This is a genomic window from uncultured Victivallis sp., from assembly GCA_944389935.1.
In the GTDB taxonomy this organism is placed as follows: domain Bacteria; phylum Verrucomicrobiota; class Lentisphaeria; order Victivallales; family Victivallaceae; genus Victivallis.
The window spans coordinates 1-13,458 of the sequence record CALXOE010000049.1 but is presented as its reverse complement, the minus strand read 5'-3'; the positions used below and the strand labels follow the sequence as shown (position 1 = coordinate 13,458).

General features: G+C 61.3%; 9 protein-coding genes. 6 read left to right on the top strand and 3 right to left on the bottom strand.

All coding sequences use genetic code 11. The features are described 5' to 3' along the window. Positions 1-24 precede the first annotated feature (24 nt). The 6 genes from thiI to Q0J85_RS12895 all read left to right on the top strand — a co-directional run bounded on the left by thiI (position 25) and on the right by Q0J85_RS12895 (position 7,950). A complete protein-coding gene (gene thiI / locus Q0J85_RS12920; protein ID WP_294482391.1) occupies positions 25-1,227 on the top strand; it encodes a tRNA uracil 4-sulfurtransferase ThiI in 1,203 nt (400 codons plus the stop codon). A gap of 73 nt (positions 1,228-1,300) precedes the next feature. Beyond that, a complete protein-coding gene (locus Q0J85_RS12915) occupies positions 1,301-3,016 on the top strand; it encodes a GspE/PulE family protein (protein ID WP_294482389.1) in 1,716 nt (571 codons plus the stop codon). An 18-nt stretch (positions 3,017-3,034) separates the two neighbouring features. Beyond that, on the top strand, positions 3,035-4,729 hold the full coding sequence (locus Q0J85_RS12910) for a GspE/PulE family protein (RefSeq protein ID WP_294482387.1): 1,695 nt from the start codon (positions 3,035-3,037) through the stop codon (positions 4,727-4,729). 42 nt (positions 4,730-4,771) lie between these two features. Beyond that, positions 4,772-6,025: a type II secretion system F family protein gene (locus Q0J85_RS12905; protein WP_294482385.1), complete on the top strand. Its 1,254-nt coding sequence runs from the start codon at positions 4,772-4,774 to the stop codon at positions 6,023-6,025. 84 nt (positions 6,026-6,109) lie between these two features. Next, the gene (locus Q0J85_RS12900; RefSeq protein WP_294482383.1) at positions 6,110-7,237 is read left to right on the top strand and encodes a mannose-1-phosphate guanylyltransferase; all 1,128 of its coding nucleotides are present in this window, start codon (positions 6,110-6,112) and stop codon (positions 7,235-7,237) included. An 8-nt stretch (positions 7,238-7,245) separates the two neighbouring features. Continuing rightward, complete coding sequence (locus tag Q0J85_RS12895; RefSeq protein ID WP_294482380.1) at positions 7,246-7,950, top strand: type III pantothenate kinase; 705 nt, start codon at positions 7,246-7,248, stop codon at positions 7,948-7,950. A gap of 2 nt (positions 7,951-7,952) precedes the next feature. Here the strand turns inward: Q0J85_RS12895 and Q0J85_RS12890 are convergent, their stop codons facing one another. Genes Q0J85_RS12890 through Q0J85_RS12880 form a run of 3 tightly spaced genes read right to left on the bottom strand, consistent with a single transcriptional unit; the run spans position 7,953 to position 13,453 of the window. Continuing rightward, on the bottom strand, positions 7,953-9,236 hold the full coding sequence (locus Q0J85_RS12890) for a Gfo/Idh/MocA family oxidoreductase (protein ID WP_294482379.1): 1,284 nt from the start codon (positions 9,234-9,236) through the stop codon (positions 7,953-7,955). A 6-nt stretch (positions 9,237-9,242) separates the two neighbouring features. Continuing rightward, entirely contained in the window at positions 9,243-12,437 is a 3,195-nt protein-coding gene (locus Q0J85_RS12885; RefSeq protein WP_294482376.1) for a hypothetical protein, read from the bottom strand. Next, positions 12,437-13,453 (bottom strand): prepilin-type N-terminal cleavage/methylation domain-containing protein, encoded by a 1,017-nt coding sequence (locus Q0J85_RS12880; protein ID WP_367274658.1) that lies wholly within the window; start codon positions 13,451-13,453, stop codon positions 12,437-12,439. The genes Q0J85_RS12885 and Q0J85_RS12880 overlap by 1 nt, the downstream gene beginning before the upstream one ends. Positions 13,454-13,458: the final 5 nt, after the last annotated feature.

Genomic DNA, 13,458 nt, shown 5'->3' with positions numbered 1-13,458 from the left:
CACACAAAGGAGTTTCCCGTCATCATGTACAATTCCATCATCTGCCGCTACCATGAGATTGCCACAAAGGGCAACAACCGGAACATGTTCGAGCGGTGTCTCGTTGAAAATATCCGCCATTTGCTCGACGGAAGAGCGCCGTGCCGCGTACATCGGGTTCGCGGCCGGGTCTGGGTTGAACCGAAACATGAGGGCGATTTCACCGGGGAGGAGTTGGAGACGATCAAACCCCGGCTCGCGAAAGTGTTCGGGCTCGAATCGTTCTCCCCCGCCGCGCGCGTCGCGGTCGACATGGATGCGATCCGCGCGAAAGCAGTCGAACTTGCGCGGGAGGTGCTCGCGCCGGTTTTCGCGGAAAAAGAGAGCATCTCGTTCCGGGTGCGCGCGCGCCGCAGTTTCAAGAAGTTTCCGTTCCGGTCGCAGGAGATCGAGATCGACCTGGTGACCTCGATTGCGAAAGAATTCGGCGACGACCGCTTCCGGATCGACCTCAAACATGCGGAATACACGCTCGGAGTGGAAATCCGCGACGAATTCGCGCTGCTCTACTGGGATGAATACCGGGCGCCGGGCGGACTGCCGGTCGGGAGCAATCCGCGCGTGCTGACGCTGCTCTCGGGGGGGATCGATTCGCCGGTGGCGGCGTGGATGATCATGAAACGCGGCTGCCCGACCGATTTCATCACGTTCCACAGTTCGCCGTACACGCCGCCGGAGACGACCGACAAGGTGCGCGGCATCGCGGAGTTCCTGAACGGCTGGCAGATTCACGGGAAACTGCATTTGTGCAACCTCGCGCCGCTGCAGAAGCTGATCCGGGACAACTGCACGGAGCGGTTCCGGACCGTGCTCTACCGCCGGGCGATGCTGCGCATCTCCGAACAGGTTGCGCGCTCGACCGGCTGTCGCGCGCTCGTGACGGGCGAGGCGGTCGGGCAGGTTGCCTCGCAGACGCTCGTCAACATGAACACGATCAACCGTGCGATCGACATGCTCGTGCTGCGTCCGCTGGTGGGGGCCGACAAACTCGAAACGATCCGGATTGCGGAGATGATCGGCAGTTATGATCTCTCCAATACGCAGGTTCCCGACAGCTGCACGGTTTTCGCTCCCTCCTCTCCCGCGACCGCGACGCCGGAGCCGGTTGCCGAGGCCGAAGAGCGGAAAATCCCCGATTATCCGGCCGTATTGGAAAAAATAATCGCAGATATCGAAACTATCGCTTGAAATTTGCGGAAAAACGGGTTAACTTTCAGTCAAGGAAATTTTTGCGGACTTCTTAGATACAGGAGATGTTATTTTGGCCAGAGACACCGAATATATTCTCGAGCTCCTCGTGGAGTACGGGATGGTCACCCGGGATCAGGTCAACCGGGCGCGCAGCGAAGCGGCGGCATCCGGGGGGACCCTCGACCCGGTCGAATGCCTGAAGAAGGACGGTTCGGTTCAGGAACGCGACCTGCTCGCGATGCTCGCGCAGCAGTACGGCATGGAAGTGCTCGATTTGAACAGCTACGAAATTCCGCAGGAGGTGATCGAGTGCCTGAGTCCGGAGGTCGCCTCGCGCTACAAGGTCATTCCGGTCATGAAGCGCGACGACGTGCTGACGATCGCGATGAGCGACCCGACCGATATGGAGACGCTCGACGCCCTGCGCTATCTGCTCGGGACCGAGGTCGATGCGATGGTTGCGAGCCGGGAGCAGATCGATGCGGTTCTCGACCGCTACTACCGGGTCGGCGCCGACAGCGTCGAGGGATATCTGCAGGAGCTGACCGACGGCGAGGAGATCGACACGACCATCATCGAGAGCAACATCGGCACCAAGGAGTCGATGGATGACGAGAATGCCCCGATCATCCGACTCGTGACGCAGCTCATCATCGATGCGTTCAAGATGAAAGCGTCGGATATTCACCTCGAGCCGATGGAGAAGCGTTACCGTGTCCGCTACCGCATCGACGGAGCGCTGCGCGAAGTCGAGGGGCCGCCGAAGTACATGCAGGCGAACTTCACCAGCCGCGTGAAGATCATGGCGCGGCTCGACATCACCGAAAAGCGGATTCCGCAGGACGGACGTATTCAGGTGACGGTCGGGGACAAGGACATCGATTTGCGTGTATCGTCGGTGCCGACCGTGCACGGGGAGTCGATCGTCATGCGTATCCTCGACAAGTCGAGCATTCAGCTTGACGTGCCGAAGCTCGGTTTTTACGCGGACGACCTTGAGATCGTGAACCGGATCATCAGCCTGCCGGACGGAATCTTCCTCGTGACCGGGCCGACCGGTTCCGGCAAGACGACGAGTCTTTACGCATTCCTGAACACGATCAACACCACGAGCCGCAAGATCATCACGGTTGAGGACCCGGTGGAGTACCAGCTCGCGGGCATCAATCAGGTGCAGGTGGACCGGCACGTGGAGATGACATTCGCAGCGGCGCTGCGTTCGATGCTGCGTCAGGCGCCGAACATCATCATGGTCGGTGAGATCCGCGACCTCGAAACCGCTGAAATCGCGATCAACGCGGCGCTCACGGGTCACCTGGTGTTCAGTACGCTGCACACGAATGACGCGCCGGGCGCGATCACCCGACTTGTCGACATGGGGGTGAAGCCGTTCCTGGTGGCGACCGCGCTGCGGGCGGTGATGGCGCAGCGGCTGCTGCGGCGGATCTGCCCGAACTGCAAGGCGCCGCACACGCCGACTCCGATGGAGATCCGGATGCTCGGGCTTTCGCAGGAGTATCTGGACAACCACCAGTTCTACAAAGGCAAGGGGTGCGACCGCTGCGGCAGAACCGGTTACAAGGGACGTATCGGTATCTACGAGATCTTCCAGATCACGGAGGACATCGGCAAGCTGATCTTCGCGAACGAGCCGAGCGGCGTCATCCGCGAGGCGGCGCGGCGCAACGGCATGCGTTCGCTGCGGGACGACGCGATCCGCAAGGCCGAGGCCGGCATTTCGACGCTGGAAGAGGTCATCTTCGTGACGCTGATGGATGAAAACTAATTCCGGAATGGTGAAAATATGCTGGATATTGAAAGTTCTGCCTTAATTGATCTTCTGAAAAACAACTATTCCGCCGAGCGTCCCGGCCTCAAGGAGCAGCTCAACGAGATTGCCGAGGAGTACGAGCGCAGCGGCAAGCCGGTGATGGAGATCATCGAGAATTACGGGCTCTTCAAACGCAGTGAATTGCTGAAAATCATCGCGGACAGCCTCGGGTCGTTCGTCTGGGATCCGCGGGTGGCGGATGTGCCGAAAGAGATCATCGAGAGCATCGATACGAATACGGCGCGCAGCTACGGTGTGATCCCGGTCGGCATCGAGGATGATGGGACGATTCAGCTTGCGATGCGCAATCCGCTCGATTATCAGACGATCGAATCGCTGCGTTTCATTCTCGACCGGAACATTCTGCCGGTTGCGGTCGATGCCGATCTCTTCGAGTCCGAGCTGGAGCGCTACTACCCGGAAGAGGTTGATTCGGTTGCGGACATCATCGCCGAACTCGGTCCGGCCGAGCAGGAGGAGGACAAGACCAAGACCGACGAGGAGCGCGCGAACGATGCGCCGATCGTGAAATTCGTGGAAGTCGTGATTCATCAGGCGATCAAGGACAAAGCGTCTGACATTCACTTTGAGCCGTTTGAAAAGGAGTTCCGGATCCGCTACCGTGTGGACGGCGCGCTTTACGAGATGCCGCCGCCGCCGCGCAGTCTGGCCGTTCCGGTTATCAGCCGCGTGAAGATCATCTCGGGGTTGAATATCTCGGAGCGGCGGCGTCCGCAGGACGGTCGTATTCAGCTGAAGTTCCACGGGCGCCCGGTCGACCTGCGTGTTTCGTGTCTGCCGACGAGCTACGGGGAGTCGGTGGTGCTCCGCGTGCTGGACCGTACGGTGGTGAATCTGCAGCTCGATTCGCTCGGGATCGGGGAAGACGTGCTCGCCAAGCTGCGGGAGATGATCCATCTGCCGAACGGGATTCTGCTCGTGACCGGGCCGACCGGTTCGGGCAAGACCACGACGCTCTACTCCGCGCTCGGGGAGGTCAATACGGTTGAGGACAAGCTCCTGACGGCCGAGGACCCGGTCGAGTACGATATTGAGGGCATCATTCAGGTGCCGATCAACGATGCGGTCGGGATGACGTTCCAGCGGGCGCTGCGCGCGTTCCTCCGTCAGGACCCGGACCGGATTCTGGTCGGAGAGATCCGCGACTTCGAGACCGCGCAGATTGCGATCGAGGCGTCGCTGACGGGTCACTTCGTGTTCAGTACGCTGCACACGAACGACTCGGCCAGTACGGTGACCCGTCTGGTGGATATGGGGGTTGAACCGTTCCTGATCTGTTCGTCGCTGGCGGGGATTCTGGCGCAGCGTCTGGTCCGCCGGGTCTGTAAGAATTGTCAGACCTACTACGTGCCGACCGACAACGACCTGTACCGTCTCGGGATCGACCGGAGCGTCATCGGGGATCGGAAGTTCTCCTACGGCCGCGGCTGTCCGAACTGCAACCACACCGGTTACAAGGGACGGAAAGCGCTCACCGAACTTCTCGTTGTGAACAATGAGATCCGGGAGATGATTGCGAATGAAGCTCCGGCCAACCATCTGCGCGACAAGGCGCGTGAAATGGGAATGCGGACGTTGCGCGAGGATGGCCTCGCCGCCATTCTCAACGGAGAGACGACTGTGGACGAGGTTCTTCGTTACACTTAATGATAGATCTGATCAGAATTACTTTAATCCGGAGACAATAAAATGCCGCAATTCACGTACACCGCGATGGATGCTTCCGGCAAGGAACAGAAAGGCAAGATCACTGCCGCCTCAGAAGAAGCTGTCGCGTCCGAGCTCAAAAGCAAGGGCATGTTCCCGACCATGATCAAGGAGGTCGGCGGGCAGAAAAAAACGCAGAAAGGCGCCAAGGGCAAGAAGAAAGCCGGCGGGTTCAACATGACCATCGGCGTGGTGAAGATCAAACGCAAGGAGCTTACGATCGTCACCCGCCAGCTTGCGATTCTTCTGAGCGCCGGGCTGCCGCTCATCCGTTCCCTGCGGACACTGGAAAAACAGGCGAAGAATCCGGCGGTCAAGCAGGTTCTCGGCAAGACCGCCGATACGGTGGAGGGAGGCGCCACCTTTGCGGAAGCGCTTTCGCAGCATCCGAAATCGTTCGATAAACTCTACTTGAACATGGTTCGCGCCGGTGAGGCGTCGGGTGCGATGGAGATCATTCTGGACCGTCTTGCGAGCTTCATGGAAAAGGCCGCGCGCATTTCCGGCAAGGTGAAGTCGGCGATGATCTACCCGTCGGTGGTGTTGTGTATTTCGATTCTCGCGGTGGTCGGTCTGATGATCTTCATCGTGCCGAACTTCACGAAGATCTTCGCCGAGCTGCTCGAGGGAGAGCCGCTGCCGGGCATCACGGTGTTCGTCATCGACGTCAGCAACACGATGGTGCAGCAGTGGTGGTGGTATCTGCTCGGAATTCTGGCGATCATCGTCATATACAAGATCACGGTGAAGATCCCCGCCGGGAAATACGGGGTGGACTGGGTCAAATACAACATGCCGCTGTTCGGTCCGATCATCTCTAAGACGGCGATTTCGCGATTCGGGCGAACGCTCGGAACGCTGATGGCTTCCGGTGTGCCGGTGCTGTCGGCGCTGTCGATCGTGAAAGAGACCTCCGGCAACGAGGTGGTGGCGAACGGCATTCAGAAAGTGCATGACGCGGTGAAAGAGGGCGAAGGCATCGCCGCGCCGCTCTCCGCGACGAAGATCTTCCCGGAAATGGTGATCTCCATGGTTGAGGTCGGAGAGGAGACCGGTAAGCTGCCGGAGATGCTCGACAAGATCGCAAACACCTATGACGAGGAAGTCGACAACGCCGTGAGTGCGTTGACCTCGATGATCGAGCCTCTGATGATCGTCGGTCTGGCCGTGATCGTCGGCGGCATCGTCGTGGCGCTGTTCGCGCCGCTCGTGAAGATCATCGAAAAGATGAGCTGAAATGGAGGATCGGGGTCGGAACGTGTTCCGGCTCTGTTCCATTGACTGATCGGGCCTCCTCCCCGCGGGGGGAGGCTGTTTTTTATGGGATTTGAGCCGGAGGGGGACGGCGCAATCATGTTGAACGGGGTTTATGCCGTCGTGATGGCGGGAGGAAAGGGGGAGCGGTTCTGGCCGCAGAGCCGGGTCAGCCGGCCGAAGCAGTTTCTACAGCTTCTCGGGGATGCGACGATGATCGAAATGACGGTGGAGCGGCTGCGGCAGCTCCTGCCGGTCGAGAACATTCTCGTCGTCACGAACCGGGAGTATGTCGACGGAGTCCGGGCACTCATGCCGTTTCTGCCGGAGGAGAACGTGATCGGCGAACCTGCGGCGCGCGACACGGCGCCCTGTGCGGCGTTGGCGGCCGGAATCATCCGGGCGCGTGGAGGCGATGAGGCGGTGATGATTCTGCTGCCGGCGGATCACATGATCGAGAGGACTCATGATCTGGCCTCTCTGCTCGAGGATGTGGCGTTGCGGGCGCAGAAAAATCCGGAGTGGATCTACACGGTAGGGGTCGTTCCGACCGAGCCGGCTACCGGTTACGGTTACATCCGTTGCGGGGAGATGCTCGAGCCGGCGGGGGAGACGAAACTGTTCCGCAGTCTCGGATTCCGGGAGAAACCGGATCTTGCGACGGCGCGGGCGTTTCTGGAGGAGGGCAGTTACCGCTGGAATTGCGGGATGTTCCTTTTTCAGGTGCGGGCGCTCGAAGCGGAGATGGCGCGACAGTGTCCGGAACTTGCAACGATGCTGCGGCAGGTCAGCGATCTCGAACAATCCGGCACGCTTGCCGGTACGCTGCCATCGCTCTTCGGCCGCCAGCAGAAGCGTTCGATCGACTATGCGGTGATGGAACACGCGCTGAAAATGGCGGTGGCGGAGTGCCGGTTCGACTGGGACGACATCGGCAGCTGGACCGCGCTGCGGAATCATCTGACCGCCGACCGCAACGGCAACGTCGCGACCGGGCTTTTTGCGGAGCTCGATTCCCATAATCTGATTGTTTCGGGGCAGCCGAATCATCTGGTGGCGGCGATCGGGGTGAATGATCTCGTGATTGTGACGACGCCGGATGCGACGCTGGTCTGCCATGCAAATCAGGCTCAGCGGATCAAGGAGCTGCTTGCGACGTTCGGGCTGCGTCCCGAGTTGCGTCCCTTTTTGTGAGGTGAGTCTTGATTGTCGTAGTGAACATCGGAAATACTTACAGCCGCGCGGAGTTGTGGAATGGAGAGCATTTTGAGCCCCTGTTCCGGGTGGAGACCATGCGGTTTGACCCGAATGTGCTGCCGGCGGGAATTCCGGCGGTTGCGGCAACGGTGGTGCCGGAGGTGAAGTGCCGCCCCGGAGCGGAAAGAATCCGGTTTATCGATGCGCGGAATTGCGGAAATTTCGTTGATTTTACGCAGGTGGACACTTCGACGCTCGGGGCGGACCGGGTTGCAAATGCGATTGCACTGGCGGAATTCCATGAACTTCCGGCGATCGCGGTGGATTGCGGGACGGCGATCACGCTGGAGATCGTCGATGCAGAGCGGGTGTTCCGCGGCGGGGCGATCGCGCCGGGGCGGCGGCTCATGCGCCGAGCGCTTGCGCAGGGAACCGCACAGCTTCCGGAGATCCCGTTTTCGACCGAACTGCCGGAGCGGGCCGGGAACGGCACGGTCGAATCGATCCGGTTCGGGGTCGACCGCGGTGCGGTCGGGCTCGTGCGCGAACTTGTGGAGGCTGCGGCGCAACCGTATGGCGGCGTCGGTTCGATGCGTGTCATTGCGACCGGCGGGGATGCGCCTTTCTTTGCGGCGGCGCTGCCGTTCCTTGAACTTGCGCCGGAAGAGTTCACCCATCACGGGATTCGTCTTGCCGGCGGGGTTCTTTAGGTTTACAGTTCGACTACGGTGTGTTCGATCCGCGCGCGGTCGGCGGCGAAGCCGATGCGATGGCCGTTGATTGAATCGGCCAGCTCCGTGCAGGAGACGGACTTTTCCCGGCCGTTCAGAATTGCGACGAAGTCGGCGGTCAGCCGTTCATCGCCGCCGCCGTGGCTGCCGTAGGCGCCGGTTGTGTCGCCGAGGTTGTTCAGATCGACGACGGTTTCGGAATACTCGTGTCCGGGGCGCGTGTCGCTGTGGCGGATCACGAAGCGGTTGTCGTCGAAAACTCCCTCGAGTTCACCTGTGGTGCCGAGCAGGTGGATTTTCCGCATGGGGCGGGAGGTGCCGCCGACCAGATTGTGAGTCGCGACCGAGCCGTCCGCAAATTCGATGGCGACGACCTGCCGGTCGGCGACATCATTGTCCATCTTCCAGATACAGCGCGAATAGGGATTCGAGGGATCCTTGAGCCGGGCGGTCTTGGCCTCGATCGAGAGGTCGCCGGACTCCTCGAGTTCGGGCCAGACGTAGAATACCCAGCGATCCGGGTGGTTCAGATAGAGTTTCCGCACGGAGTAGGGGCATGCTTCCTCGACCGGGCAGTCGAGCAGGCAGTGTTCGCCGGAATTGGCCGGAGCGTGTTCGCGGGTGAAGTAGTGGAGTCCGCCGAAGCTCGACACGCGCACCGGGGCGACGCCGCTCTTGAACCAGGTGATGAGGTCGAGGTCGTGACAGCACTTCGACATGAGGAAAGAGGAACCGCCGTCCTCGAGCCGGCGCCATTTGCCGCGGGCGAACGCGGTGGAATAATGATGATAACTCACGTGCTCGGCGGTCTGGACGTCGATGAGTTCCCCGATCTCTCCGGCGAGCACGCGCTCTTTCAATGCGACGTAGAACGGCGCGTAACGCAGCACGTGGCAGATCATGACCCGCCGCCCGGTGCGGCGGACCGCCGCTTCCAGCGCGTCCACCTCTTCCATGCTGACCGCGAACGGTTTTTCGAGCAGAACGTCGTAACCGCGCTCGAGCAGTGGGATCGTGGTCGGAACGTGCTGGCGGTCCATGGTGCCGTTGATTGCGGCGTCGGCGAACTTCGGTACGGCGACGAGCTCTTCGGCGGAACGGTAGCGCCGTTCCTCCGGAATTCCGAATCGCTCGCCCACGATCCGGCGACGGTCGTCCGACGGTTCGGCAATGCCGACGATTTTGAATTCGTCCGGGTGTCTCTCCGCGTAGGAGGCGTAGCAGAGCGAGCGGTGGCCCGCTCCGACGATAACTGCGGTTTTCATTCTGGATCAATCCTCGTTTTTCACCAATTCATAGGCGAACACGACCTGGTTCGCCCGGAAAGTATCGGCCTGAAAAGTGATTTTTTCTCCGGCGCGGCGGAACGGAACGGGCTCGATGCGGCGTCCGGAGAGATCGAGTGCAAAGAGTTTCCACTCTCCCGCGCCCGGAGCGACCGTGATTTCGGCGACGCCGTGCCGCGCGAGCAGAGGCCCTTTGCCGTTGGCGGTAAGTTCGCGCATATCCGGTCCGGTGAATGAGACCCCCTCCGACTTCACGTCGGTCAGGTGCAGTATCAGCAGCCGGTCCGGGGTGAGTTTCACTGCGCCGGCGACCGCAAACCCTTTCGTCGCGACGGCGGAGAACCACTTCCCGTCGCGTCGTACTCCGGCCGGGAGCACCATCGCGACACTCTGCGGCGTATCGGCGAGAAAACTCTTCTCCTTGAAGTTGACCGAGAGTTCCCCCGTTTCGCTGTGTCGTTCCGCAGGTTCTGTGCCGGTCCAGTCAGGAGGAACGATCTCCCGGCAATTCTCCGGCAGCGCGGGACGGTAGGAGTCCGGCCCGGTCTGAAGCACGGAACCGATCCGGCACTCGATCCACCGTTCCGCGAGGGAACGCGAGTAGCGGAAATGGTCGGGTACGGCGGCTGGGTCGGCCGGAATTGCGACAGCTACTGCCGAGGGGGCGCTCTTCACGTCGCCGCGCAGGAAGAATGCGATCCCGAGCCGTTCGCCGAACAGCCGGACCGGGTCGTTCGCGACATCGAATGCGTTCATTTCGGCGACATCCTCCGTCACGGTTTTCCAGTGATGGGCGTAGGCGAAGCGGTAGATGCCGGACCACCCCTGCAGAGCAGCGCAGGCTGCGAAAATCGGCGCGCCCTCCGCCCGGAACATGTTCGGGTGGCAGTAGTCGAATTCCGAAACGGTGAACGGTTTCCCGAACACCCGGCTCGGAGCGAGAGTCCCCGGGACGCGCGTCCGCATTTCAATCGAGCTGATGTTGTTGAGCTTGAGCGGCAGACTCCAGTCGCGCACGGCGAAGATCGGGTGGTCGAAATAGGTGTGATTGTCCACGTAGTCGTAGTTGAGCCGGTCGAGCGTCAGTTCCGGCGCGGAGATGTAGTTCTGGTCGGTCAGCGGCACTCTGATGCCGATGGAACGCATGAATCCGGCCAGTTCGGCGTAACTCTTCGCATAGAATTCGTGCAGAAAGCGGCGGAATTCATCGTCGCGGTTCCGCACCTGCCGCCCGTTCAGATACTTCTGAAACTCCGCTTCGTACATCGCCCGGACGCGCGGTTCGGCGCGGCCGATCAGGTGAATCAACGTGTTTTCGTTGATGAGGCTCACGCTGAGCAGCGCCGGATCATCGCAAAGCGCGAGGCCGGTGTAGGGATTCACATGCGTGAGCAGCTCCCGGGCGAACCGGCGCAGATTCTCTTTCGCGGCGGGATCGATCATTGCGAGCAGCTTGTAATTCGTGCCGTCGGGCACGCCGCCGGGCAGTTCGTTCTTCTTCAGAGGCCGGATGGTGAAGAGATCGAGCGTGATATAGATTCCGCGCTTCTTGAGCGCCGCAATCAGGTACTCGAGTTTGTCGCGCTGCTGTGGATGGAACGTTGCACCGTCCGGTCCGTTCCGGTCGACGATGTCGCGGTCGAAATGGTGCAGCCGGATGCTGTTGTAACCGATCCGCGCGATCCGTTCGGCGAAGCGGTCCGCCTCCTCGTGCGGCAGATAGTTCGCGGTCAGGCAGAGATTCGCTCCGTAAATCCGGAACGGCTGTTCCGGCCGCTTTTCAAACCGGAACGTGCCGTCGTCGGCGGCGCGCAGGAATCCATATTTTCCCGCGGGTGCATCCTGCAGGAACGAGAAGTCCAGCGCACTGCCCGGTTCCACGTGGCGGGCGGATGTGAACGGCATCCACTCCCGGCCGCGCCAGATCGTGAACGTGCGTTGCGGCGGCAGTTCGATCGCCTGGTCGGAGACCGACGCCGCGACGATTCCCCAGACCGCATTCCCGGCCGATTCAAACGTCACGGACTGCGCCTCCTCTCCGGGGAAGGAAAAGATGCTCATGTAAAGACCGACCGGCGCCTGCACGTGAAACGCGCTCCACGCGACCATTCCGTTCGGGACGGTGCCGGGCATCCACCAGTTCTCGACGTCGCGGCGGAACACCACGTTCCGGGAGGTTTCCCGGCCGTTGCGACCACGCACGCGAATGGTGCCGACGGCGGTCTCATCGCGCACGGGCCACGCCACCGCGTGCAGCAGAAAGAGCGTGCGGATGTTTCCGTCCCCGGCCGGAATCACGGCTTCGCGCGGGAACGCCGGGCGCCCGGTTCCGTTGAGCATGATGACGGCGCGTCCGCCGTTCACGCCGGGATCGAGAATCCGGAATGCCGCCGGGCCGCAGCGGAGTTCTCCGGGCGGCAGCAGCCTCAGATCGTTTTCCGGACCCTGATCGGTCCAGCCGCCTTTCCCGTCGTCGGCGGTTTCATCGGCCAGCGCCATGTTGGCCGCTTTCGAAAGATCGAGAACCCGCGTCCGATACGGCTGAAATCCGATAGAATAAGTGAGTTCGGCGTGCTTGAGCTGTTTCTGCACCGGCTGCAGCGCAATGCGCAGCGTGATCGTCTCAAGGTTGAACTTCCGGGCGTCATGGACGGTGATCGTCACCGGCTGCTGGAATTCAAGCTGCGCGAGACCCGTGTGCAGAGGGACTTCGACCCGCATGGCTTTTTCAAACGAGCCGATCCGTTCCGCGAGAAACTTCTCCGGCACGGCAAGCTCTTTCCCGCCGGAACGCAGATGTTTGCCGACGATCGTTTCCGCCGGAATCTCGAACTGCAGCACGGCCGCGCCGGTCGGGACTCCCTCCCTGCTGTCGAGCGAGACGGAGACCCGCCACTCTTCCGGCCGGGAGGTGTCGACCCGGGTTTCAAACCGCATTACTGCGCCGCTGCCGCGCAGCTTCCAGTCGCCTCTCCAATGGCCGTCCGCCACCGCCGGCAGATCGAAATTCGCGTCGTTCTGCCGGTTTGGATACCATTTATCGCTGTAGTGCATGACTTGAAGCAGGCTCTTGCCGTCGACGAGAATCGTTCCGTTGCGCGAGAGCGTGAGATCCGCCGCAGGCAGCAGCGGCAGCGAGAACAGCACAAACAGCAGCAGACAGGTGAGAATTCTATGCATCAGTTCTTCCTCTGGTAGGTGTTGGCGATGGTGGTGGTGTTCTCCGCGGCGGTCGGGAACCACAGGAACGGCGCGCTGAGGCGGTCTTCGCCGTAAACCTCATCCGGATTATCCCCCCGGAGATTCTCAGTATGCCCGTCGGCGAGCAGATAGTTCGCCGATTTCGCATGTGGAAAGGCAAAGACATTCCCGGCACCGGACCAGTCGCCGTACCAGTTCACCGCGTCATAGTAGGCTTCCAGCGTCATGAGCGTCCGCGCCGGCTGCATGATTTTCCCGAATTTCCGCAGCGGATTCGAGGTGTTGCCGATGTAGCCGAGCGCCTTGTTCTGACCGTAGCCGCCCGCGGAAATTTCATACTTGTACGCGCTGTCCGGAGAGAGCATGTTCATCCGGTCCTCGCCTTTCACATAGGAGGGACAGAGCGGAACCGCGTAATATTTCTGCGGTTCGGACCAGTTGTAGTTGCCGTTCCCCAGGTATTCGCCGCGCCGATTGCGGGAACGGAACAGCCCGTCGGCGTAAGGCCCCAGCCCGATCGCCCACTGAAAGTTCGGCTGCGTTTTCGTCATGCGCCACGGTGCGATGATGTCCCCGTTGTCCCCGGCGTAGAGGCTGTGGCAGAGCCCGATCTGCTTGAGCTGGTTCGTGCAGCTCGCGCTCCTGGCTCGTTCTTTCGCCTGGTTCAGCGCCGGCAGCAGCATCGACGCGAGAATCGCGATGATCGCAATCACCACGAGGAGCTCGATGAGCGTAAATGCCGCTTTTTTCGTTACCAGCTCGTGGGAGGCAGGGGGCGTGTCCTTTGTTTTTTCAGGCGTTGCATGGTCGTGGGAGGCAGGGGGCGTGTCCTTTGTTTTTTCAGGCGTTGCATGGTCGTGGGAGGCGGGGGGCGTGTCCGCCGCCCCCCGCACCCCCTGCGTCCGGCAAGGTGCCGGTGCCGCGTACGGGTCGGAGTCGGACTCGGCTGCGGTCGGCCGGTGCGGGGAGAAAGAGCCGCAAAAACACGAAGCAATCTTCC